Origin of the sequence: Massilia sp. 9096, assembly GCF_000745265.1 — a bacterium.
Lineage (GTDB): Bacteria > Pseudomonadota > Gammaproteobacteria > Burkholderiales > Burkholderiaceae_D > Telluria.
The window spans coordinates 892443-913468 of sequence record NZ_JQNN01000001.1; the positions used below are offsets into that span (position 1 = coordinate 892443).

The 21026-nt window shown below is 67.9% G+C and carries 21 protein-coding genes; 10 read left to right on the plus strand and 11 right to left on the minus strand.

Annotated features, from left to right (window positions below; all coding sequences use genetic code 11):
* Positions 1 to 67: 67 nt before the first annotated feature.
* Together FA90_RS03930 and FA90_RS03935 are read right to left on the minus strand one after the other, a co-directional pair.
* Positions 68 to 703, minus strand: coding sequence for a DNA-binding protein (locus FA90_RS03930; protein WP_051971389.1), 636 nt, complete (start codon positions 701 to 703; stop codon positions 68 to 70).
* Between the two features lie 32 nt (positions 704 to 735).
* The gene (locus FA90_RS03935) at positions 736 to 1944 is read right to left on the minus strand and encodes a cation:proton antiporter (protein ID WP_036166156.1); all 1209 of its coding nucleotides are present in this window, start codon (positions 1942 to 1944) and stop codon (positions 736 to 738) included.
* Positions 1945 to 2180: 236 nt separating this feature from the next.
* On the opposite strand from FA90_RS03935, the gene FA90_RS03940 reads away from it, so the two are divergent.
* The 3 genes from FA90_RS03940 (at position 2181) to FA90_RS03950 (ending at position 5128) form a co-directional block, all read left to right on the plus strand.
* A complete protein-coding gene (locus FA90_RS03940) occupies positions 2181 to 2501 on the plus strand; it encodes a hypothetical protein (protein WP_036166158.1) in 321 nt (106 codons plus the stop codon).
* A 103-nt stretch (positions 2502 to 2604) separates the two neighbouring features.
* Entirely contained in the window at positions 2605 to 2922 is a 318-nt protein-coding gene (locus FA90_RS03945; protein ID WP_036166160.1) for a hypothetical protein, read from the plus strand.
* A gap of 46 nt (positions 2923 to 2968) precedes the next feature.
* Positions 2969 to 5128 carry a TonB-dependent receptor gene (locus FA90_RS03950; RefSeq protein ID WP_051971391.1) on the plus strand — a complete coding sequence of 720 codons (2160 nt, stop codon included), beginning with the start codon at positions 2969 to 2971 and terminating at the stop codon, positions 5126 to 5128.
* 43 nt (positions 5129 to 5171) lie between these two features.
* Here the strand turns inward: FA90_RS03950 and FA90_RS03955 are convergent, their stop codons facing one another.
* The 4 genes from FA90_RS03955 to FA90_RS03970 form a co-directional block, all read right to left on the minus strand.
* The gene (locus FA90_RS03955) at positions 5172 to 6335 is read right to left on the minus strand and encodes a sensor histidine kinase KdpD (protein ID WP_036166165.1); all 1164 of its coding nucleotides are present in this window, start codon (positions 6333 to 6335) and stop codon (positions 5172 to 5174) included.
* A gap of 97 nt (positions 6336 to 6432) precedes the next feature.
* Positions 6433 to 6885 carry a response regulator gene (locus tag FA90_RS03960; protein WP_239700527.1) on the minus strand — a complete coding sequence of 151 codons (453 nt, stop codon included), beginning with the start codon at positions 6883 to 6885 and terminating at the stop codon, positions 6433 to 6435.
* Between the two features lie 123 nt (positions 6886 to 7008).
* Complete coding sequence (locus FA90_RS03965; protein WP_036166171.1) at positions 7009 to 7848, minus strand: LytTR family DNA-binding domain-containing protein; 840 nt, start codon at positions 7846 to 7848, stop codon at positions 7009 to 7011.
* The gene (locus FA90_RS03970) at positions 7845 to 9005 is read right to left on the minus strand and encodes a sensor histidine kinase (RefSeq protein WP_156116572.1); all 1161 of its coding nucleotides are present in this window, start codon (positions 9003 to 9005) and stop codon (positions 7845 to 7847) included. Before FA90_RS03970 ends, FA90_RS03965 begins: the two co-directional genes overlap by 4 nt.
* Positions 9006 to 9212: 207 nt before the next feature.
* On the opposite strand from FA90_RS03970, the gene FA90_RS03975 reads away from it, so the two are divergent.
* Both FA90_RS03975 and FA90_RS03980 read left to right on the plus strand, forming a co-directional pair.
* Positions 9213 to 10217: an MBL fold metallo-hydrolase gene (locus tag FA90_RS03975; RefSeq protein WP_036166173.1), complete on the plus strand. Its 1005-nt coding sequence runs from the start codon at positions 9213 to 9215 to the stop codon at positions 10215 to 10217.
* A 75-nt stretch (positions 10218 to 10292) separates the two neighbouring features.
* Positions 10293 to 10679, plus strand: a complete 387-nt coding sequence (locus tag FA90_RS03980; RefSeq protein WP_036166176.1) for a response regulator — start codon at positions 10293 to 10295, stop codon at positions 10677 to 10679.
* A gap of 18 nt (positions 10680 to 10697) precedes the next feature.
* Here FA90_RS03980 and FA90_RS03985 read toward each other — a convergent pair whose 3' ends face one another.
* The gene (locus FA90_RS03985; RefSeq protein WP_036166178.1) at positions 10698 to 11426 is read right to left on the minus strand and encodes a siderophore-interacting protein; all 729 of its coding nucleotides are present in this window, start codon (positions 11424 to 11426) and stop codon (positions 10698 to 10700) included.
* Between the two features lie 102 nt (positions 11427 to 11528).
* Between FA90_RS03985 and FA90_RS03990 the strand changes: the two genes are divergently transcribed.
* The 3 genes from FA90_RS03990 to FA90_RS04000 all read left to right on the plus strand — a co-directional run bounded on the left by FA90_RS03990 (position 11529) and on the right by FA90_RS04000 (position 13101).
* Positions 11529 to 11936, plus strand: a complete 408-nt coding sequence (locus FA90_RS03990; protein ID WP_307170580.1) for a MarR family winged helix-turn-helix transcriptional regulator — start codon at positions 11529 to 11531, stop codon at positions 11934 to 11936.
* 60 nt (positions 11937 to 11996) lie between these two features.
* Positions 11997 to 12545 (plus strand): M23 family metallopeptidase, encoded by a 549-nt coding sequence (locus FA90_RS03995; protein ID WP_036166194.1) that lies wholly within the window; start codon positions 11997 to 11999, stop codon positions 12543 to 12545.
* A 112-nt stretch (positions 12546 to 12657) separates the two neighbouring features.
* Positions 12658 to 13101: a hypothetical protein gene (locus FA90_RS04000; protein WP_156116573.1), complete on the plus strand. Its 444-nt coding sequence runs from the start codon at positions 12658 to 12660 to the stop codon at positions 13099 to 13101.
* Between the two features lie 4 nt (positions 13102 to 13105).
* Here FA90_RS04000 and FA90_RS04005 read toward each other — a convergent pair whose 3' ends face one another.
* The 3 genes from FA90_RS04005 to FA90_RS04015 are packed head-to-tail and all read right to left on the minus strand — an operon-like array spanning position 13106 to position 16911.
* Entirely contained in the window at positions 13106 to 14506 is a 1401-nt protein-coding gene (locus FA90_RS04005; RefSeq protein ID WP_081933626.1) for an MFS transporter, read from the minus strand.
* Positions 14493 to 15521, minus strand: coding sequence for a glucokinase (locus FA90_RS04010; RefSeq protein ID WP_051971395.1), 1029 nt, complete (start codon positions 15519 to 15521; stop codon positions 14493 to 14495). Before FA90_RS04010 ends, FA90_RS04005 begins: the two co-directional genes overlap by 14 nt.
* Before the next feature lie 52 nt (positions 15522 to 15573).
* On the minus strand, positions 15574 to 16911 hold the full coding sequence (locus FA90_RS04015; RefSeq protein WP_036166199.1) for a GH1 family beta-glucosidase: 1338 nt from the start codon (positions 16909 to 16911) through the stop codon (positions 15574 to 15576).
* Between the two features lie 445 nt (positions 16912 to 17356).
* Here FA90_RS04015 and FA90_RS04020 point away from each other — a divergent pair, with 445 nt between their 5' ends.
* Entirely contained in the window at positions 17357 to 18373 is a 1017-nt protein-coding gene (locus tag FA90_RS04020; RefSeq protein ID WP_036166202.1) for a LacI family DNA-binding transcriptional regulator, read from the plus strand.
* A 54-nt stretch (positions 18374 to 18427) separates the two neighbouring features.
* On the opposite strand, the gene FA90_RS04025 is transcribed toward FA90_RS04020, so the two are convergent.
* Positions 18428 to 19120, minus strand: coding sequence for a hypothetical protein (locus tag FA90_RS04025; protein WP_036166205.1), 693 nt, complete (start codon positions 19118 to 19120; stop codon positions 18428 to 18430).
* Positions 19121 to 19287: 167 nt separating this feature from the next.
* Here FA90_RS04025 and FA90_RS04030 point away from each other — a divergent pair, with 167 nt between their 5' ends.
* Entirely contained in the window at positions 19288 to 21012 is a 1725-nt protein-coding gene (locus FA90_RS04030; RefSeq protein WP_081933627.1) for an alkaline phosphatase family protein, read from the plus strand.
* Positions 21013 to 21026 lie beyond the last annotated feature (14 nt).

A 21026-nucleotide genomic window follows, 5' to 3' on the forward strand; every position in this document is an offset into this window, starting at 1 on the left:
GCCGGCCTGGCGACGTGACGTTTAGTTCCGGCTATCCGCTGCGGCGATCAGTCCGAGATCATGAAACCTAGCGCGTGGCGACGCTGACCAGGCTGAACGGCGACACCCCGCGCCCGCTCGAGCGCGAATTGAGTCGGGCATTGAGCCGCGCGCCGCCGAACTGGCCGAAGCCGTGGTTGAGCGTGCCGTCGAGCGCGGCGCCGGGGGTATCGTCGAACGCATCGTTGAGCGCATTGTCGAGCTCACCCGGGCCGAGGTCGTGCAGGCTCCACAGCGGATCGTTGGCCACCACCGTGAACGCCTGCTGCTCCTGGTGTGCAGCTTGTTGCGCGGCCTGCTGCGCCAGCCGCGCCTCGAGCGCCGCGACGGTCTCGCGCAACGCGGCCAGCTCGGCGTCGCGCGCGCGCAAGGCGTGCTCGTGTTCGGCGCGCAGCTGGCGGATGCGTTCCGCGGCGTCGAGGTGCAGGCGGTCGGCCAGCTGGTCGACCAGGGCGTGCAGGGCGTTGCCGGTGTCTTCACGGCGCAGGCCGCCGGCTTCCTGCTCCTCCTCGCGCAGCTCCTTGAGGAAGCGGTGGATGGTCGACTTCGAGCCGCTGTCGCCCAGCGCCTGGCGCACCGCGTCGACCGACGGGTAGCGCCCCTCGGCCAGCAGGCGCTCGCGCGTGGTCCTGACCTGCGATTTCGTGAGTCCGCTGCGTGCCATCTGCGATGCGCCTTTTCGTGTGCCGGTTCCGCTCAGGAGCTGGCCTGTTGCGCCAGGCCGGCGTGCTGGGCCCGGTTCAGTTTCGGAGCGACGACCGGGACCGTGAACATCGTACTGCCGACCGCCATCAGGAGCAAGGCCGTGAAGGTGTCGGCGGTGATGATGCCCTTGTCGAGCAGGATGTTGGCGAAGATGATTTCGATCAAGCCCTTGGTTTGCAGCAGCCAGCCGATGATCGAGGCTTCGCCGCGCTTCCATTTCAACAGCCTGCCGGCGACGTGCGCGCCCGCCAGCTTGCCGCCGACCGACGCGACCATGAGAAGGCCGGCCACGAAAAAGACCGAATAGCCGCCCAGGTCCCACTTGGTGCGCAGGCCGGTGCTGAGGAAGAACACTGGCATCAGGACCAGCAGCACGTTCTTGAACAGGCCATCCAGCTGCTCCTGGTCGAACCAGTCGCCGTCCATCACCACGCCGGCCAGGAAGGCGCCGACCATGAAATGCAGGCCGGCCCAGTCGGCGCCGAACGCGCAGGCGATCAGCCAGATCAGCGCGACGAACCAGCGGTCGCTCTGCGCCAGGGCGGCCATCAGGCGGCGGAACACGAAGGTCAGCAGCGCGAACGCCAGCAAGAAACCGAGCTGGCGCCCGACCCGCTCCCAGTCGAGCATGATCAGGGCCAGCACACCCCAGATCGCGACGTCGTCGAGGCTGGCATAGCGCAGGATGCGCTGGCCCATCGGCTGGCGCAGGATCTCCATTTTTTCCATCAGCAGTACGAGGATGGGCAGGGCGGTCACCGCGCACGCCATGCCGGTGCCGAGGGTGAATTGCCACACGGCGGCTTTTGGCCCCATCCAGCCCGGATAAGCCACCAGCAGCAGGGCGGCGGCGCAGCCGAACAGCAGCGGCGTGCCGAGCGACAGGCCGGCCGTGACCATGCTTTCGCGCTTGAAGGTCCAGACCTTTTTCAGGTCCAGCTCGATCCCGGCCAGCATCACGAACAGCATCACGCCCCATTGCGCAATGCCATTGAGCGTCTTGACCACGTCCGGATTGAACACGAACCGGTGGTAGTCGGGGAAGACGGCACCGAGTACGCCCGGTCCCAGGATCACGCCGGTGACGATCTGGACGATGACCAGCGGCGCGAAGTACTCGGTCCGGCCAAGGCGCCATATCAGATAGGGCGCAACGAACACCAGCAGCATCGCCAGCAGGAAGATTTCATTGGTGCTCATGGGTCTCCTCGTATTACGTTTGGTGTTACGTAATTATGTAATGGTTGAGAGAGCAATAGTATTTAAGAAACGAAAGTCGGTAAAGACTTTTCCGACTAGTAGAAGTAATAGGAGACAGGATCGCGCCGGCGGCGATCGGCGGCGATCGGCGGCGCTTCCGGGCCGCTTGCATGAACGTCACGCCATGTTATGATGCGCGGATTGCTCATCGAGCTTTGCAACACGACCCGACGCACATGCAACCCCTGCGCTACTTCCGCGGCTCCCTGCGCACCATGACCTGGCTCGACCGGGCCGTGGTGCTGTCGGTCGCGCTGTTGCTGGCGCTGCAGCTGATGCTGTCGGGGCAGCACAAGGACGACCTGGCCGGCTACGGCGACAATTGTCCGAGCTGCGTGTTCGCCCACCACCTGCCATCCGGGCTGCCCGATGTCGATCCGGTCGCGCTGCCGCCCAGGCAGGTGCTCAGCTATCGTCTCGAACCGGCCGCCGTCTATCGGTCGCGTTCCTTCGTCAGCTTCCTCATCCCCGAGTCGCAGGCGCCGCCGCGCGCCTGATCCGCCGCCGTATTCTTCGTCCACGCGCGCGCCTGCCGGCGTCCCCGCATGCGCGCACGCGCGTGGACCCGCGATCGACCATTGATGTCCTGCTGACTCAGGCATGTCCAATCTGCTGTTCCTGACCGTTTCCAAGCGGCGCATGCGCGCCTTCGCGCTCGCCATGGCCGTGGCGCTGACGCTGTTCATGGTGGCTGCCGCCGGCCACCGCCACGAGCACGCCGAGACGCACCCGTGCGCCGTCTGCACCGTCCTGCTGGACGAGCTGCCGACGTTCGACGCCCTGCCGCCGCTGCTGCAGGGCAGGACCGCGCACGCCTATGCCCTGGCGGCGCCGGCATCCGCCTACGTGTGCCTGTACCGGCCGGCGCTGCTGCTGCCGCCCAGCTGCGGCCCGCCCGTGAACCTCGCGGCGCTTTGACGCCGCCATCGTTTCGCATTCATCCATTCACGATTCAGAGGTTCACATGCACCACATTCCAAAACGCCGTCCGCTGCCGCTGCTGCTGGCAGGCCTGTTCGTCTCCCACGCCGCCTCGGCCCAGACCACCGCTGCGCCGGCACAGGCTGCCGATACGAGCCAGCCGATCCAGACCGTGCAGGTCACCGCCGCCCACCTGAAGAACGAGCGCAACGAGCTCTCGCCCAAGGTCGGCACGACCGTGTATTCGCTCGACAGCCACGCCATCGAAAACCTGCCGCAGGGCGCCAACACGCCGTTCAACGACGTGCTGCTGCACCTGCCGGGCGTCGACCAGGATTCCAAGGGCTCTGGCGGCGTACACGTGCGCGACGACCACGGCAACGTCCAGTACCGCATCAACGGCGTGCTGCTGCCGGAGAACATCAGCGGCTTCGGCAGCTCGATCGACACCCGCCTGATCGACCAGCTCGATTTCATGACCGGCGCCTTGCCGGCCCAGTACGGCCTGCGCACCGCCGGCGTGATCGAGATCCAGACCAAGGAAGGCGTACGCAACGGCGGACGCATCGGCGTGCAGGTCGGCACCCGCGGCGACTTCGAGCCGAGCCTCGAACTGTTCGGCACCCAGGGCAACCTGGGCTACTACCTGTCGGGCAGCTACCTGCGCAACGACATCGGCATCGAGAACCCGCAGCCGACAAAGAATGCGCTGCACGACCACACCCAGCAAAACAAATCGTTCGGCAACCTGTCCTACTACCTGAACGACGACACCCGCCTGGGCCTGATGTTCGGCACCTACAATGGCCACTTCCAGATCCCCAACAATCCGGACCAGGCCCCGGCCTTCTCGCTCGCCGGCCAGAGCGACGCCGCGGCCGGGACGAGCAACCTGCCGTCGGCGCAGCTGAACGAGACCCAGCGCGAAGTCAACCGCTTCGTGATCCTGTCGATGCAGAAAAGCCTGGGCGACCTGAACTACCAGGTGTCGGGCTTTCACCAGTATTCGGAGCTGCACTATTCGCCTGATCCGCTCGGCGACCTGATCTACACCGGCGTCGCCTCGGACACGCTGCGCAGCAACTCGTCCTACGGCCTGCAGCTCGACGGCAGCTACAAGCTCAATGCCAGCCACACGCTGCGCGCCGGCTTGCAGGCCACGCGCCAGCACACGTACAGCAACAACAGCGTCGGCGTGTTCCCGGTCGACGAGGACGGCATCCAGACCTCGGACAATCCGTTCACGATCGCCGACAACTCGGGCAAGGTCGGCAAGCTGTACAGCCTGTACCTGCAGGACGAATGGCATATCTCGGCGCCGCTGACGCTGAACTACGGCCTGCGCTACGATAAGGTCGACGCCTTCACCCAGGAACACCAGTTCAGCCCGCGCGTGAACCTGTCGTACAAGCTCACGCCGGCCACCGCCGTGCACGCCGGCTTCTCGCGCTACTTCACGCCGCCGCCGCAGGAACTGGCGGCGCAGTCGAGCATCGACCTGTACGCCGGCACCAGCAACGCGCCGGCGATTCCGGTCTCGAACAACGTCAAGTCCGAGCGCACCAGCTACTACGACGTCGGCATCAGCCACCAGCTCACGCCGAACCTGACCCTGACTGCGGACGCCTACTACAAGCAGATCCGCAACCTGCTCGACGAAGGCCAGTTCGGCCAGGCGCTGATCCTGTCGCCGTTCAACTACGACAAGGGCTATGCCAAGGGCCTGGAGCTGTCGGCGATCTACACCAACAAGCACTGGGGCGCCTACGCCAATTTCTCGACGCAAAAGGCAATGGCGCAGCACATCGTGTCGGGCCAGTCGCTGTTCGATCCGGATGAACTGGCCTACATCGCCAACCACTACATCTACCTCGACCACGACCAGAAGTTCACGGCCTCGACCGGCGCCCACTACCACTTCGGCGACAGCCAGGTCAGCGCCGACGTCCTGTACGGCAGTGGCCTGCGCAAGACGCCGGACGGCGGCGCGCCCAACTCCGGTACGCTGCCGGCCTATACGACGGTGAACATGGCCTACTCGCACGAGTGGAAGACCGGCTACGGCACGCTCGAGGGCCGCCTGGCGCTGATCAACGCCTTCGACCACAGCTACCTGCTGCGCGACGGCAGCGGCGTCGGCGTCGGCGCACCGCAGTTCGGTGCGCGCCGCAGCGTGTACGCGGGCCTGTCCCTGGCGTTCTAAGCGCTGGCGTTGTAAGCGCTAGCGTTTCGAGGGGCCGGCCGTTTCAGGGCCGGCTCAGCGTCGGCGCGTCGTGGAACAGGCGCCCGTCGAGCGGGATGTCGACGATGAAGGTGGTGCCGCGCTCGGCGCTGCTGTCGACGCCGACGCTGCCGCCGTGGCTTTCCGCGACCGCGCGCACGAAGGGCAGGCCGATGCCCCAGCCCTGCTTGTCGTTGCTCTTGGCCGATTCGGCACGCCGGTACATCTGGAAGATGCATTCCTGCTCGTTGGGCGGGATCGGCGCGCCTTCGTTATGCACCGACAGGATCAGGCGGCCGTAGGCGGCGTCGGTCTTGATCGTGATCGGCGTGCCGGGACTGCCGTACTTGACCGCGTTGCCGACCAGGTTTTCCAGCACGCGCTTGAGCGCCGCGCGGTCCCACCAGCCCTCGACCGCGCCGCCGCTCTCGCTGGCGGCCACCTCGAAGCGTGCATCATAGGCTGCGCCGGCGTCGGCCAGCACCTCGTCGACCAGCGTGTGCAGCGCCACCGGCGACAGCTGCAGCTGCAGGCGCTGGCCGCCGTGGAAAGCCATCGTGTGCAGCAGTTCGTCGACCATGCCGTTCATGCGCCGGGTGTTGGCCAGCGCCTTGGCGGCATAGGCTTTCATCTGCGCCGGGTCGTCGATGCGCAGGATCAGCTCGAGCGCGCTGACGGTCACGCTCAGCGGGCCGCGCAGATCGTGCGTCAGCGCGGCCGCGAAACGCTCGCGGAAACCGCTGTGCACTAGCGAGAACGCTTCGACCGATTCCTGGATGCCGGAATCGATCGAGCTGTTGATCGCGTGGGTCTCGTGAAAATCGAGCCGCACGCCGTCGCGGTCGAGCACGTGGAAGATCGCCCAGCGGAAGATCTGGAATTCCTCGATCAGCGAGGCATGGTTGTAGGCGGTGATGCGGGCGCGCTCGCCGCCGTGTTCCGACGCGATCGTGGTGCCGTCGACCGCCGAGGTGCGCGGGTAATCGGGGCTGATGCTTTCGACGATGTTGTCGTAGAAGACCGGCATCGTGTTGAGCAGGATAGGCGGTTGCACGTCGCGCGCGAGGAACAGCTGCTCGCGCACGCGCTCCTCCCATGCCCGCAATACCTCGTCGCGCAGCGCGAGCATGCGCTGGGCATTCGGCGAAAGCGTGGCGGGCGTACGGTTTTGATCGCTGGCAAGAGTCATGTGGGCTATCTTACCCGCAACACACTCGCGCCGGCCCGCGAATGCAAACCGGCGTCGGCCGCGTGTTACAGTTGTGGCCGCTCAGGGACGCGGCGGTTCAGGTATGCAGCAGCTTGAGGACGGCGTCGATCTTGTAGGGTTTGGAGGTGTACAGATACGGGCGTGCGCGACCGTCGAACAGGGACGGCAGCGTATAGCCGGACGCCAGCACCACCTTCACCTTCGGGTACATCTCGGTGACGGCCTCGGCCAGCTGCAAGCCGGTCATGCCGGGCATGACGACGTCGGAGAACAGGGCGTCGATGTCGCCGTTTTCCTGCAGCAGGCGCAGCGCTTCATGGGCGGAATAGGCGACCAGCACCTCCAGGCCGCGCGCTTCCAGCAGCGCGGCGGCCATCTCGGCCAGGTCTTCCTCGTCGTCGACCACCAGCACCTTGCGCAGCAGGGCCTGCGGCGCGCTCGGCGCATCGGCCTCGGCTGCCGGCGCAGGTTCGCCCGCCGGCCGTCCGGGGTTCATGTTGGCGCAACCGATATTCCACAATACTTGCATTTCCGACCTCGTTCTCGCTTCCCGGTATTTTAGCCGGGTTGGGCGCTGCTGACCGCCGGCGTCACGGGAAACCGGGTCAATAAGGCAACTTGTTGCTACTTTTACACAGATAAACCACCCGGATTACATCTGGCGGAACAAGTGGGCGAACAGCGGGCTGACTTTCAGGTGCTCGCTACGGCCGCGCAGCGACAGCTGCAGCTTGCCGAAGTCGTCGCGGCTGGCGCTGGCGACGTGGCGCAGGTTGACGATGCCGCTGCGGCTGATCTGGCAGAACTGGCCGGGGTCGAGCTGGGCCAGCAAGTCCTTCAGGCTCAGGCGGATCAGCGCGTCCCCTTGGGCGGTCGCGACGTTGACGTATTTGTCGAGGGCCTGGAAGTACAGCACGTCCCGCACCGGGATCATGCGCACCACGTTGCCGACCGCGGCGCGGATCGTGTCGAGGCGCGCCGTGGTGGTGGCGGCGGACGGCGCCGCCGGCGGCAGCAGCGCACGCATCTGCTCGACCAGCTGGGCCAGGCCGCCATCGCCGTGGCGCCCACCGCCATCGCCGCCATGGCCGGCGCGCTCCAGCTGCGCGCGCAGGCGCTCGACGGTCCGCGCCAGGCGCGCCTCGCCGACCGGCTTGAGCACGTAGTCGAGCGCCGCATGGTTGAACGCCTGCACGGCGTAGTCCTCGTAGGCGGTGACGAACACCACCAGCGGGAACGGGTGTTCGCCGTCCCAGCGCTCGGCCAGCTCCTCGGCCGCTTCGATGCCGCTGCGGCCCGGCATCCGGATGTCCAGGAACAGGACGTCGGGACGCAGCGCCAGCGCCTGCTCGACCGCGGCGATGCCGTTCGGCGCGGTGGCGGCGATCTCCAGTTCGGGCCACAGCTTGCGCAGCATGTGGGCAAGGGTGGCGGCCAGGATCGGCTCGTCCTCGGCGATCAGGGCGCGTACGGGTGCGGGATGGGTCGTCATGCGCTCTCCAGGTTCGAATCCAGTTCCAGTGGCAGGATGAGGCGCGCCACGGCGCCACGGGGCAGGCCCGCGACCAGCTCGACCCCGGCGCGCTCGCCGTACAGCGCCTGCAAACGCTCGCGCGTGGTACTCAAGCCGACGCCGCTTCCCGTGCGGCGAGATGCGGGCGGATCGGACGTATCCTGCAGCCCCAGGCCGGTATCGGCGATGGTGATCGCCAGCCGGCCGCCATCGAGCGCGGCTTCGATCGCGACCTCGCCGCCGTCGACGTGCGGCTCGAGCCCGTGGATGACGGCGTTCTCGACCAGCGGCTGCAGCAGCATGGTCGGCAGGCGCGCCGCGCGCAGCCCGGGCGGCAGCGCGCAGCGGTAGCGCAGGCGCGCGCCCATGCGCACGGCCATCAGGCCGAGGTAGGCTTCGATGGCGGCGAACTCCTGGCCCAGCGTGGTGGTTTCCAGGCGGCTGACAGAGAGCGTGGCGCGTAAAAAGGCGATCAGCTGTTCGAGCATCACCCCGGCCTGCTGCGGATCGAGCGCGATCAGTCCCTGCAGGTTGGCCAGCGTGTTGAACAGCATGTGCGGTTCGATCTGGGCCTGCATCAGGCGCAGCCGGGCCTGCAGGGCCTGGCGTTCGATGGCTTGCGCGCGCGCCTGGGCCTCGGCGCGTTCCCTCTCCATGCGCTCGATGCGCTCACGGTTCACGATCAGCAGCGTCACGCCGGCGATCGCGCACAGCGTGAACATGATCATGCTCAGGCGCCGCACGCCCAGGTAATCGGCCAGGTGCGGCGCCGGCACGCCGAGGACCCAGGCGCCCAGCGTCATGCCGCCGATGTTGGCGAGCGGCGCCGCCAGCAGCAGCACCGGCGCCAGCGCCAGCCAGCGCCGTCCGGCGATCGGGCGGGCGAGGAACAGGCGCACTCCGTCGATGACCAGGAAGGCGATCAGGCCGGTGCTCATCGAATACACCATCTCCTGGTACAGGTCCTGGGGCCGCCCTTCGATCAGGGCGATCAGGAGCGCGGCCCAGCTCGAGACGATCACGCCCATGCCGAAATCGCTGACGAAGCGCTGCAGGCGCGTGCGCCCGGGCGCAGCTGCGGCGGGCGGTGCGGGCGTTTTGGGGGCCAGGGGGAGCGAAGGGCAGGCAGTGGGCATGGCTGCGGCGGCGAATCCGTTGTTAAAGATGCAGGGCATTGTGCCCATCGCTGCACCGGGCGGCAAGCAGGATGCGACGAAGCCGGGTTGCGAAGGCGCGAAACCGCGCAGTGCGGGAGCGGAACGCGCGCCCGGGTGGGCGCGGCGTGGGCGCGCATGGCCGATAATGCGGCAACAACCCGCTTGAACCGCGTTGAAAGGAGAAACATGGAACTGATCTTCCTCGGCACCAGCTCGGGCACCCCGAGCCGCACGCGCAACGTCAGCGGCCTGGCGCTGCGCGGCGAAGGCAGCCGCCACTGGGCGCTGGTCGATTGCGGCGAAGCCACCCAGCACCGCATCCTGCGCACCAGGCTGTCGCTGATCGACCTGCGCGCGGTCTTCATCACCCACATGCACGGCGACCATTGCTACGGCCTGCCCGGACTGCTGGCCAGCGCCGGCATGCTCAACCGCAGCGAGCTGCTGTACGTGGCCGGGCCGGCGCCGCTGCGCGCGTTTCTACAGGGCGTGATGGATACGACCCAGCTCGGCTTGCCGTTTCCGATCGAGTTCGTCGAGGTGCACGGCGACGCCGCCGGCCGCCCCCTCCCCAACGTGCTGCCCGACCTGGCGGTGAGCAGCACGCCGCTGTCGCACCGCCTGCCGTCCTGGGCCTACACCTTCCGCGAGCGCGACGTGGAACGCAGGCTCGACGTCGTCAGGCTGCGCGCCGCCGGTATCCGCGCCGACGCGCGCTGGGGCGAGCTGCAGCGCGGCCATGACGTCCTGCTGGACGATGGCCGCCTGCTGCGCGCCAACGATTTCCGCCTGGCGCCGCGCAAGCCGCGCTGCGTCGTGGTCGGCGGCGACAACGACCGGCCCGAGCTGCTGATTGACGAGGCGCGCGGCGCCGACGTGCTGGTGCACGAAGCGACCTACACCGAGCCGGTGCTGGGGCGGGTCGGGCCGGGGCCGCAGCACAGCTCGGCCGCGATGACCGCGCGCGCCGCCCAGGCGGCCGCGGTGCCGAACCTGGTGCTGACCCATTTCAGCCCGCGCTACCAGGACACCGGGCAAGGCAAGTCCGCGGCCCCGGAGGCGAAGTCCGGCCTGACCATGCACGACATCGAGCAGGAAGCGCGCGCCGCCTACGATGGCCGGCTGTTCCTGGCGCGCGATTTCGACCGTTACGTGCTCGACCGACAGGGCGTGCTGGCGCGCGCCGAGTGAACGATTCGCGACAGCCGGCTCGGCAAAAGCGCGCCGGGGCTGTCTGGCATCCAGCACAGCCGTTACAATTTACGGATGCGAAAAAAAGTCCTTCTCGTCGACGACCAGCCGCTCGACCTTGCACTGACCCGGCAGGCATTGAAAGATTGCAGTATCGAGCATGAGATCGTGTCGGCCGCCGACGGGTTCGAAGGCTTGCAGCAGCTCGGCGCCCAGCACTTCGACGTGGTCGTGCTCGACCTCAAGATGCCGAAAGTGGATGGCTTCGAAGTCCTGGCGCAGATGCGCATCGCGCCGATCCTGTCCGCCAACCCGGTCATCGTCGTGTCCAATTCCGACCTGCAGGCCGACCGGGTCCGCGCGGACGCGCTCGGCGCCGTCGAATACGTCCACAAGGCGCTGGACTACGCGGCGTTCAAGGACGCGCTGAAAGCCGCACTGGGCCGCCACGGGTTCTGCTGACGCCCCGGCCCGGATGCCTCAGTCGAGGTGTTCGTGATGGTCGGCCACGCCGCGCTTCCAGTAGGCCGACACGCGCGTGCGCTCGCGCGCGAGGCCCTTGTCGTCGAGGATCTGGCGCAACGCCTTCATCAGCGCCGCCTCGCCGGCGGCCCAGGCGAAGCCTTCGCTTGACGGCAGCTCGACACCGCGCAATGCCGACAGCAGCTCCTCGGCGCTCGCGCACCAGCGCACGTGCGCGTCGGCGCGCGTCGCCAGCTGGCGCGCGTCGGCGGCGTCGGCCAGCAGCAGCACCTCGGCGCGCGCGCCTTGCGGCAGCTCTTCCAGGCGGCGCGCGATCGCGGGCAGGGCGGTCTCGTCGCCGGCCAGCAGGTGCCAGTCGACTTCCAAGGGGATGATCAGCGAGCCGCGCGGGCCGCCGACCAGCGCCTGCTGGCCGAGCACGGCCCGGCGCGCCCACTCCGAGGCTTTGCCGTCGCCGTGCAGCGCGAACTCGAGGGTGAGCTCGCGGGCTTCCCTGTCGAAGCGGCGCGGGGTATAGTCGCGCCGGACCTGCGCGTTGTCGCCATCCGCGTCGTCGTCGAACATCAGTTTCACATGGTCGTCGAACGACAGCGAGGTGAAGTCGGCCAGCGCCTCGCCACTGAAGGTGATGGCCAAAAAGCCGGGGCTGGGCCGTTCGATGCGCGTGACCGCGAGGTCGCGCAGCTTGAGTTCGTGGCGTACGCGTTGGACGATGGCATGGGTCATCGCTGGCTCCAGAATTAGTTGAGAATGTCTCCTATTATGCGAAACTTAGTTGATCAAGTCAACCAAAATCCGGGCGCGCCGGCTGGCGAGGTGATGGAAAGCATGCACACGATCATGCATCTGTTCCGCTCGCGCCGGCAGCGCAGCCTGCGCGGCGAGGATCACGAGCTGGTCCATATGGAGGTCAAGGTGCTGGGCTTTTTCGCGCGCCACCCCGGAGCGACGCAGAGCGACCTGGCGGTCTACTCGGGGCGCGACAAGGCCCAGCTGGCCCGCCTGGTGCGCGGCCTGCGCGAGCGCGGCCTGCTGGCCGCCGAAACCGACGCCGCCGACCGCCGCAGCACCCGCCTGCGCTTGAGCGAGCAGGGCCTGGCGCTGCACGCCGGCCTGCATCGCCACGACGGCGAGCTTGCGGCCACCGCGCTGGCCGGGCTGTCCGAGGCCGAGCAGGCCACCTTGCTGGGGCTGCTTGCGCGCGTGCGTGCGAACCTGGAAGCCGGGGACGACTGAGGGCGGCCCGGCGCCAGGTCGGGGCCTGTAAAAGCGGCGCGCCATCCCCATCTGCGCGCCATGCGAATCTTCCTGCGCAGCCTGCTGGTGGCCATCGTCCTGATCGCGGGCGAGGCGCTGCTGCGCCCGGCCATCGAAAGCGCCTGGTACGCGATGCGGCTGGCAGCGCTGCCGGCGCCCACGACCCTGCCGGTGCCGGTCGAGGGCGTGCGCGCGCGCGGCCTGGCCGACACCTGGCAGGCCGCGCGCAGCGAAGGCCGGCGCCACGAAGGCATCGACATCTTCGCCCGGCGCGGTACCGCGGTGATCGCGAACACCGAAGGCATCGTGCTGCGGGTGGGCATCAACCGCCTCGGCGGACAGGTGGTGTGGGTGCTGGGGCCGGGCGGGCAGCGCCATTACTACGCCCACCTCGACCGCTACGGCGACGTCCATGCCGGCATGCGGGTGGCGCCGGGCGCCGTGCTCGGCTATGTCGGCAATACCGGCAATGCACGTACGACGCCGCCGCATTTACATTACGGCATCTACACGGCGGACGGCGCGATCGACCCCTATCCCTTGCTGCGGCCGGACAGCGGCCCGCCGGGCCTATCAGCCAAGGAATAGCAAGGACTAGTCCTACACGCGCACGATTTGCCCTCACCGGCAGGGGAAGCGGACCCATACGCACTACAATCGTGCACATGTTTCGGATTTACCGGAAGTGCAGATTTCGAAGATGGATACCGTAGCCTCACCCGACATCGTCATCGACGGCCAGTTGCGGCGCGACACCGTGCTGTGGCGCTACCTCGACGCCGCCAAGCTGTTCGATTTCTTCGCAAACTCGACGCTGTTCTTTTGCCGCGCCGACCGCTTCAGCGACAAGTTCGAGGGCGCGTTCACGCCCACGCTGCGCCAGCAGATCAGCGATTCGTACGCGCGCGGCGAAATCGACTACACCTACGAGCAGTTCAAGCGGCGCATGCGCGAATCGGTGTTCATCAACTGCTGGCACCGCAGCCAGGACGACAGCGCGGCGATGTGGGCCTTGTACGGCAGTCGGCGCTGCGCTACGGCATCGAGGCGCCGGTGCGACGCTCGAAGCTGGCGACCGATCCGATTTAGAGGGAGGGGCCCCGCGCACGACCGCCGGCAGGCGTGCATGCGCGGGTATTCATGACGCGTCAGGCGGCGCGGCTGTCCGACGCGGCCGATGTGTGCACCGCGGTCTCGTGGGTCGGATCCTCGAGGATGCGGTCGGCCTTGTCGGAGGCGGGGTTGCCGTCGCTGTGGTGGAAGGGTGCGAACCAGGTCGCCGCCAGCGCCGGGATCGTCACCAGCAGCACGAAGCCGAAGTACACCGTGTAGCCCATCATCTCCTGCAGGTGGCCGCTGACCATGCCGGTGACCATGTTACACAGGCCCATCAGTCCGGTGCCGAAGGCGTAGTGCGTGGTGGCGTACTTGCCCGGCGCCAGCTGCTGCATCAGGTAGATCATGTAGCCGACCGCGCCGAAGCCGTAGAAGAACTTCTCGACCACCACGCCGGCCGTGATCGCCAGCATGTTCGACGGCAGCGCGATGCTCAGCACCAGGAAGGTCAGGTTCGGGATGTTGACCGCGCAGCACAGGATCAGGAGCACGCGCTTGAGGCCGCGCTTGGCGACGAACACGCCGCCCAGCAGCGAGCCGACCAGCACCGCCACCAGGCCGTAGGTGCCGTAGACGATGCCCAGCTGTTCGTTGGACAGCCCGAGCCCGCCCTTGGCCGCCGCATCGACCATGAAGAACGGTCCGATCTTGTCGAGCAGGCCGATACTGGCGCGAAACAGCAGTGCGAAGGCGATCATCTTCCACACGTCGCGCTTCTGGAAGAAGGTGACGAAGGAATCCCACAGGATGCTGCCGGCGGCCTTGACCGTGGTCGGCGTGTTCTCGGCGCGCGCGCCTTCCGGCATCACGCGCGCGTGCCACAGCGACATCACGATGATGATGCCGGCTACCAGGAAGAAGATCACGCGCCAGGCATCCATCCAGTCCGGGCCGAAGGCGTGCGGATCATGGTGGAACACGTCGGCGTGCAGGCGGCCGCTCAGGTAGACCATCAGGCCCGAGCCGACGATCGGCCCGATGTTCCAGGACAGGCTCTGCACGCCGCAGTACAGCGACTGGGCGCGCGTGTCGAGCGAGGTGACGTACACGCCGTCGCTGGCGATGTCCTGGGTCGCGCCGATGAAGGACATGATCCAGAACATGCCGAGCATGATCCACATCCAGTCGGGTAAACCCATCGCCAGCCCGACGATCGCGAAGCCGACGCCGACCATCACCTGGGTGAGCAGCACGAAGAACTTCTTGGTGCGGTACATCTCGACGATCGGCGCGAACAGCGGCTTGATCGTGTAGGCCAGGATCAGCATGCTGGAGTAGGCCGCGGCGCGGCCGTTGTCCATGCCGAGGTTCTTGAAGATGATCGCCGTGACGCTGGTGAGCATCGTGTAGGCCAGCGCCATCGTGAAGTAGCCGGTCGGCACCCACAGCAGGGGGGACCGACCCGTTTTGCCAACCGCGTCAGGCGTGCGCATGGCGGTGCTCCGCGCTCTGGGACTGGCCCTGCGCTTGCGCGTCGAGCAGGTGCTGCTCGAGCATCGCCGCCGCGCCCGACAACGCCGGGTAGGGCGAGTGGATCACGTAGACGGGGATCTGCGCCAGGTAGCTCGCATAGCGCCCCTTGTTCTCGAAGCAGGAACGGAAGCGCGAGCGCGCGAACCATTCTTTCAGGCGCGGCACCACGCCGCCGCCGATGTAGATGCCGCCGCGCGCGCAGAAGGTCACGGCGACGTTGGCCGCCACCGTGCCCAGCATGCCGCAGAACAGGTCGAGCGCTTCGACGCACCGCGGGTCGCTGGCGTCGAGCGCGCGCTCGACCACCTGGGCCGGGGTCAGGACGGCGGAGGAGGCCCCGTCGATGTGCACCAGCGCTTCGTGGATCGTCGCCAGGCCGGGGCCCGACACCAGGCGCTCGGACGAGACGTGCGGCCATTTGGTCCAGCAGTAGCCCAGGATCGCCTGTTCGCGTGCGTCGCAGGGCGAGAACGCCATGTGGCCGCCTTCGCTTTGCAGCACGTTCCAGCGGCCGTTGGACGGAATCAGGCCGGCCACGCCCAGGCCGGTGCCGGCGCCGACGATGCCGATCACGCCGTCGGGTGCGGCCTTGACGCCGCCGACCTGGACCAGTTCAGACGCGGGCAGGCCGGGCACCGACATCGCCAGCGCGGCGAAGTCGTTCAGCACCAGCAGGGTGTCGAAGCCGAGCGCCTCGCGTGCCGCGCGCGTCGAGAATTCCCAGCAGTGGTTGGTCATCTTGATGAAGTCGCCGTCGACCGCGGTCGCGATCGCGATCACGGCGTGGCGTACCCCTTCGGCCGGGTGACGCGCCAGGTAGGCGCGCACGGCGTCGACCAGGCTCGCGTAGTCGGCGCAGGCCAGCGTCTCGATGTCCTCGATGCGTCCGGGCGCGCGCTCGAGCGCGAAGCGGGCGTTGGTGCCGCCGATGTCGGCCAGCAGCCGGGCGCCGCCGGCATGCAGATCGTCGTTCATGTGTCCCCTCGTCTATGCTCTTCTCGTTGCTCTTGTATGTTGTGCGCAGGCCTCAGGCGGCCTGGCGCTGGCGTTGCTGGGCCGCCAGGAAATCACGGTACCACAGTGCGCTCGCCTTGGGGATGCGCTGCTGCGTCGCATAATCGACGTAGACGATGCCGAAACGCTTGGCGTAGCCCGAGTTCCATTCGAAATTGTCCATCAGGCTCCACAGGAAGTAGCCGCGCACGTCCACGCCATGGTCCATCGCCGCCTTCATGGTCTCGAGGTGGGTGCGCACGTACTCGATGCGCTGGTTGTCGGCGACCTGGCCGTCTTCGACCACGTCGACCGCCGCCATGCCGTTCTCGGTGATGTACACCGGCGGCAGGTTCGGGTATTCGTCCTTCATCTTGACCAGCAGCTCGGTCAGGCCCTGCGGGTAGATCTCCCAGCCCATGTCGGTGAAGCCGATGCCGCCGACCGGTTTGCGCGGCGGGTCTTCGGCGCTCATCACTTCGCGGCGGTAGTAGTTCACACCGAGGAAATCGATCGGCTGGGCGATGATATCGAAGTCACCTTCCTGGATGTCCGGTGCGTTGGCGCCGTGCGCCTGCAGCGACAGTTCCGGGTAGCGCTTCTTGAACAGCGGATCGAGGAACCACTCGTTCGAGTTGGCCCACTCGAGCGCGGCCAGCTTGCGGTCGGCTTCGCTGTCGGTGGCCGGGTCGGCGGTCCACAGGTTCAGCACGATGCCCAGGTCGGCTTCGGTGTTGGTGGCGCGCATCGACTGCATCGCCAGGCCGTGCGACAGCAGCAGGTGGTGCGAGACCTGGATCGCCTGCTTCTTGTCGGCCACGCCCGGCGCGAACTGCGCGTTGCCGTAGCCGAGGTTGGCGGTGCACCAGGGTTCGTTGTGGGTGGCGATGGTCGCCAGGCGGTCGCCGAAGCGGCGCGCGACTTCGTGCGCATAGTCGGCGAAGCGGTGCGCGGTGTCGCGCGACATCCAGCCGCCATCAATCTGCAGGCCTTGCGGCAGGTCCCAGTGGTACAGCGTCAGGTGGGAGGCGATCCCGCGCGCGTCCAGCTCGTCCAGCAGGCGCTTGTAAAAGTCGAAGCCTTTTTCGTTCCATGCCCCTTTGCCGGCCGGTTGCACGCGCGACCAGGCCATCGAGAAGCGGTAGGCGTCCACGCCCAGCGAGGCGATCAGGGCGACGTCTTCGCGGTAGCGGTTGTAGTGATCGCAGGCGACGTCGCCGTTGGTGCCGTCCTTGATGTTGGCCGGATTGCGCGAGAAGGTATCCCAGATCGACGGGCCCTTGCCGTCGGCGTCTGCGGCGCCCTCGATCTGGAAAGCACTGGTGGCGACGCCCCAGGTGAAATTGGCGGGAAAGCGGATGGAGTCGGTCATGGCTGTGCAGCGTCAGGAAGTGGTCTGGAGGCCCGGCCACCCATCATAGGGGCGGCGCGGCATTGGATCAAGGACCAGCTGCGCCACGCGGCGCCGGCGAACCGGGCGCAATGGCGGTCCGCGCGCGGGCCTGCGGCCGGTGCGGATGCGATGTGGTGCATGCTGTCTCCTCGTGCGGGCGAATGGTCGCGATCCGCCCGCCCTTTTTTTTGAAATCGATTTCATCGTACATTGCGGTTTCCCCGGCTGTCAAACTAAATGTTGCGTTGCCTGCATCGCCAGCATCGCGTAGGCGCCCGGTCGGGCCAATGGGCCAGGGCCGGGCAGTCGGGCGCCGCCGTTTCAGAAAGCGTTTCAGAAATCGTTTTCTTTTTGTCATCCGACTCTTATACTAGGCGGCTCCACGCGGCCCGCCGGGCCGCTGCACGCTTTCGGATGCCCGCTCATGAAAAAAGAATCCACGTCATCGATGGTCACCGTCCACGAGGTCGCGCGCGTGGCCGGGGTCTCGGCGGCCACGGTGTCGCGCTTCCTGAACGGCACCGCCCGGGTGTCCGTCGAGAAGCGCCAGGCGATCGAGAGCGTGATCGACAAGCTGAACTACAAGCCGAACGTGCTGGCCCAGAACCTCAAGACCGGCAGCTCGCGCACGATCGGCGTGCTGACCCAGTCGCTGATGTCGGGCTACTTCGGCGACGCGCTGGCCGGCGTCGACGATGCGCTGCAGGGCACCGGCTACGCGCCGCTGATCGTCTCCGGCCACTGGCATCCGGACGAGGAGGCCGAGCGCATCGACCTGCTGATCGCGCGCCGCATCGACGGCCTGGTGATCCTGAGCGGCAAACTGAAGGACGCGCAGATCCTGAAGCTGGCGCACCGGGTGCCGATCGTCGCCTTCGGGCGCGAACTGAATGGCCCGCGCGCCTACGGCTTCAGCCTCGACAACTACCAGGGCGCCTGCCTGGCGGTCGAGCACCTGATCCTGCAGGGCCACCGCAACATCGCCTTCATCGCCGGCCCGTCCGACCACCTCGACGCGCTGGCGCGCCTGGCCGGCTACCGCGACACCCTGGCCAAGCACCGCATCAAGGAAAAGCAGCAGCTGGTGGTGTCGGGCGACTTCCAGGAATCGGGCGGCCTGCTGGCGGTCGAGCGCCTGCTCGAATCCGGCCAGCGCTTCTCGGCCATTTTCTGCGCCAACGACCTGACCGCCTACGGGGCGCGCCTGGCGCTGTACCGGCGCGGCATCCGCGTGCCGGAAGACATCTCGGTGGTCGGCTTCGACGACCTGCACAGCTCGATGTACACGACGCCGCCGCTGACCACGGTGCGCCAGCCGCTGTTCGACGTCGGCCAGTGCCTGGGCCGCGCCATCGTCAAGATGATCGGCAACGAGCCGATCGACATGGAAGCGCCGCGCCTGAACCTGGTGGTGCGCGAGTCGGTGCGGCGCATCACCTGAGGCCGGCGTGCCGGTCCGGGCGGCGCAGCGCTACCCGCACCGTTACCCGCACCGTTACCACTTGCAGCCGGTGTCCATGACGGCGCTCGCGGCCAGCGGAATGATGGCCAGCAGCCCCGCGCCGGCGTAGGCGGTCTTGCAGTCGCGCTTGCGCGCAGCCTCGATCGGGTCGACGCCGGGCGCACGCCCGGAGTTCGGGTCGACCACCGGCTTGTGCGCGGGCAGGGCGACCATCGACTTGCCGTCCTCGCGCGCGATCAGGCGCGCGGCCGCCCGTGCGCCGGCCATGTCGACGCCGGGGGTGGCTGGCGCATCGGACGAGACTGTGGCCGGTGCCGACGCCTGCGCCGATGGTTGCGGGTTCGTATCCGGCGTCTCATCCGCGGGCGCGGGCCGGGTCGCGTACGCGGGCGTGCGCCCGCGCGCAGGCGCAGGCGTGGCGGGCGCAGGCGTAGCGGGGGTGGGCCGGGTGCGCGGGCGCGCGGGTGGCTGGACAGCCTCGGCCGCAGCATTGGACCGGGCCGGCGTCATCGGCGCAGCCGGTGCGGCGGCTGGCGCGGGCGGCGGCGCCAGCCGCACCACGATGCGCTTGTCCGGCGCCGCCGCGGGCGGATGCGGCGCCGGCGCGTGCAGCAGCCAGGCGACGATCGCCGCGTGCACCAGCAGGCTCGCGCTCCAGCCGACCGACAGGCCGCGCCGGCCGCGTCCGTCGGGCGCGTCGAGGGTGAGGGTGGCGGCGGCATTCATCGTCCCATTCTAGCCCGATACGAGGCGGATAAAGTTCACCAACTGTCACAGTTTCGCGCGCGGTTGGCGCGTCCGCCATGTCATAGCCTTGACATATATACTCAATACAATGTCTGATTGGCATTATTCCCAATCTTGTCTGTATTCCTACCCGAAAGCCACGCGCCATGACCCGCTCCGCTCCACCCACGACTTCCCCGCGCCTGCGCGTCCTGGCTGCGGCCGCCGCCATCTTCATCGGCGCGGTCGTGCCGGCGCTGTCCGCCATCGCCGCCCCGGCAGCCGCGGCCACCCCGGCCGCTCCGGCCGCCGTCGACAAAGCCGCCGCCAGGCCGCCCAAGCTGGTGCTGGTGATGGTGATCGACGGCCTGCCGTTCGAGCAGGTGCAGCGCTACCGCGACCAGTTCGGCCAGGGCGGCCTGCGCCGGCTGCTGGAGCAGGGCGCCTCGTTCACCAACGCGCATCAGGCGCACGGCGTGACGGTCACCGCGGTCGGCCACTCGGCGGTCTTGAGCGGCGCCTATCCCTACCGCCACGGCATCATCGGCAACAACTGGGTCGACGCCAACGGCAACTCGGTCTACTGCACCGAAGACACGCGCTACCAGTACATCGGCGAAGCGACCGACGCCCATGACGGCACCTCGCCGGCCAACCTGCGCGTCGACACCCTCGGTGACCAGCTGCGCTACGCCACCGGCAACCGCAGCAAGGTGATCACCGTGTCGGGCAAGGACCGCGGCGCAATCCTCCTGGCCGGCAAGACCGGCACCGCCTACATGTACATGGACAAGACCGGCGACTTCGCGTCGAGCACCTACTACATGCAGCAGCACCCGGCCTGGGTCCAGCGCTTCGACGCCGCCAAGCCGCAGGACCGCTACTACGCCAAGTCGTGGAAAGCGCTGCTGCCCGAGAGCGCCTATGCGGATGACGCGCCGTTCCCGGCCGCCACCGAGAAGAACCCGAACCGTTTCCCGTTCACCTTCTACAGCGAGAGCGGCCGGCCCGACGCCGATTATTACGTGCGCCTGAAGGCCAGTCCGGCGGTCGACGAGCTGACCCTCGACTTCGCCGAAGCCGCGGTCGAGAACGAACAGCTGGGCGCCAACCCGAGCGGCGCGCCCGACCTGCTGGGCGTGAGCCTGTCGGGGCACGATTACGTCAACCACGCCTACGGCCCGGAAAGCCGCATGTCGCACGACCACCTGCAGCAGATCGACCGCCGCATCGCCCGGTTCTTCGCTTTCCTCGACAAGCGCGTCGGCATGGACAACGTGCTGGTGGTCTTGACCGCCGACCACGGCTTCGCCAACAGCGCCGAGTTCTCGCAGGCGCGCCGCGTCGACGCCATACGCATCGATCCGAAACCGCTGCTGGCCAAACTCGACGATGCGCTCGGCCACCAGTTCCACGTGGCGCACCTGGTCAAGCCGTCGATGCCGCCCGAGGTCTACCTCGATTATGACGCCATCGAGCACGACAAGCTGTCGCGCACCGAAGTCGAGAATTACGCCGCGCGCTGGCTCATGAAGCAGCCCGGCATCGCCGACGTGTTCACGCGCAGCCAGCTCGAGCAGGGGCTGGGCGGCACGACGCGCCTGCGCACGCTGGTGCAGCGCGCCTGGAACCGCGACCTGTCGGGCGACCTGTTCGTCGTGCCCAGGGCCTATTCCTCGTTCGGCAGCGGCAGCAGCGGCGCCACCCACGGCACGCCCTATGACTACGACACCCAGGTGCCGCTCCTGATCATGGGCCGGCGCTGGATCCGCCCGGGCGAAGACGCGCAGTACACCGAGGTGGTCGACATCGCGCCGACGCTGGCCGACATCCTGCGCGTGCGCCGTCCGGCCGGCGCCGAGGGGCGGGTGCTGACCGAAGCGCTGCGCTGAGCCTTGCCGGCAGG

Coding starts and splice junctions, on each gene's coding strand:
- FA90_RS03965 (WP_036166171.1), bottom strand. CDS start 7,848: ATGACGACCCATCCCGCACCCGTACGCGCCCTGATCGCCGAGGACGAG.
- FA90_RS04005 (WP_081933626.1), bottom strand. CDS start 14,506: ATGCGCACGCCTGACGCGGTTGGCAAAACGGGTCGGTCCCCCCTGCTG.
- FA90_RS03935 (WP_036166156.1), bottom strand. CDS start 1,944: ATGAGCACCAATGAAATCTTCCTGCTGGCGATGCTGCTGGTGTTCGTT.
- FA90_RS03970 (WP_156116572.1), bottom strand. CDS start 9,005: ATGCCCACTGCCTGCCCTTCGCTCCCCCTGGCCCCCAAAACGCCCGCA.
- FA90_RS03985 (WP_036166178.1), bottom strand. CDS start 11,426: ATGACCCATGCCATCGTCCAACGCGTACGCCACGAACTCAAGCTGCGC.
- FA90_RS03980 (WP_036166176.1), top strand. CDS start 10,293: ATGCGAAAAAAAGTCCTTCTCGTCGACGACCAGCCGCTCGACCTTGCA.
- FA90_RS04025 (WP_036166205.1), bottom strand. CDS start 19,120: ATGAATGCCGCCGCCACCCTCACCCTCGACGCGCCCGACGGACGCGGC.
- FA90_RS04015 (WP_036166199.1), bottom strand. CDS start 16,911: ATGACCGACTCCATCCGCTTTCCCGCCAATTTCACCTGGGGCGTCGCC.
- FA90_RS04010 (WP_051971395.1), bottom strand. CDS start 15,521: ATGAACGACGATCTGCATGCCGGCGGCGCCCGGCTGCTGGCCGACATC.
- FA90_RS04030 (WP_081933627.1), top strand. CDS start 19,288: ATGACCCGCTCCGCTCCACCCACGACTTCCCCGCGCCTGCGCGTCCTG.
- FA90_RS03955 (WP_036166165.1), bottom strand. CDS start 6,335: ATGACTCTTGCCAGCGATCAAAACCGTACGCCCGCCACGCTTTCGCCG.
- FA90_RS04020 (WP_036166202.1), top strand. CDS start 17,357: ATGAAAAAAGAATCCACGTCATCGATGGTCACCGTCCACGAGGTCGCG.
- FA90_RS03945 (WP_036166160.1), top strand. CDS start 2,605: ATGTCCAATCTGCTGTTCCTGACCGTTTCCAAGCGGCGCATGCGCGCC.
- FA90_RS03975 (WP_036166173.1), top strand. CDS start 9,213: ATGGAACTGATCTTCCTCGGCACCAGCTCGGGCACCCCGAGCCGCACG.
- FA90_RS03940 (WP_036166158.1), top strand. CDS start 2,181: ATGCAACCCCTGCGCTACTTCCGCGGCTCCCTGCGCACCATGACCTGG.
- FA90_RS03990 (WP_307170580.1), top strand. CDS start 11,529: ATGCACACGATCATGCATCTGTTCCGCTCGCGCCGGCAGCGCAGCCTG.
- FA90_RS03960 (WP_239700527.1), bottom strand. CDS start 6,885: ATGCAAGTATTGTGGAATATCGGTTGCGCCAACATGAACCCCGGACGG.
- FA90_RS03995 (WP_036166194.1), top strand. CDS start 11,997: ATGCGAATCTTCCTGCGCAGCCTGCTGGTGGCCATCGTCCTGATCGCG.
- FA90_RS04000 (WP_156116573.1), top strand. CDS start 12,658: ATGGATACCGTAGCCTCACCCGACATCGTCATCGACGGCCAGTTGCGG.
- FA90_RS03950 (WP_051971391.1), top strand. CDS start 2,969: ATGCACCACATTCCAAAACGCCGTCCGCTGCCGCTGCTGCTGGCAGGC.
- FA90_RS03930 (WP_051971389.1), bottom strand. CDS start 703: ATGGCACGCAGCGGACTCACGAAATCGCAGGTCAGGACCACGCGCGAG.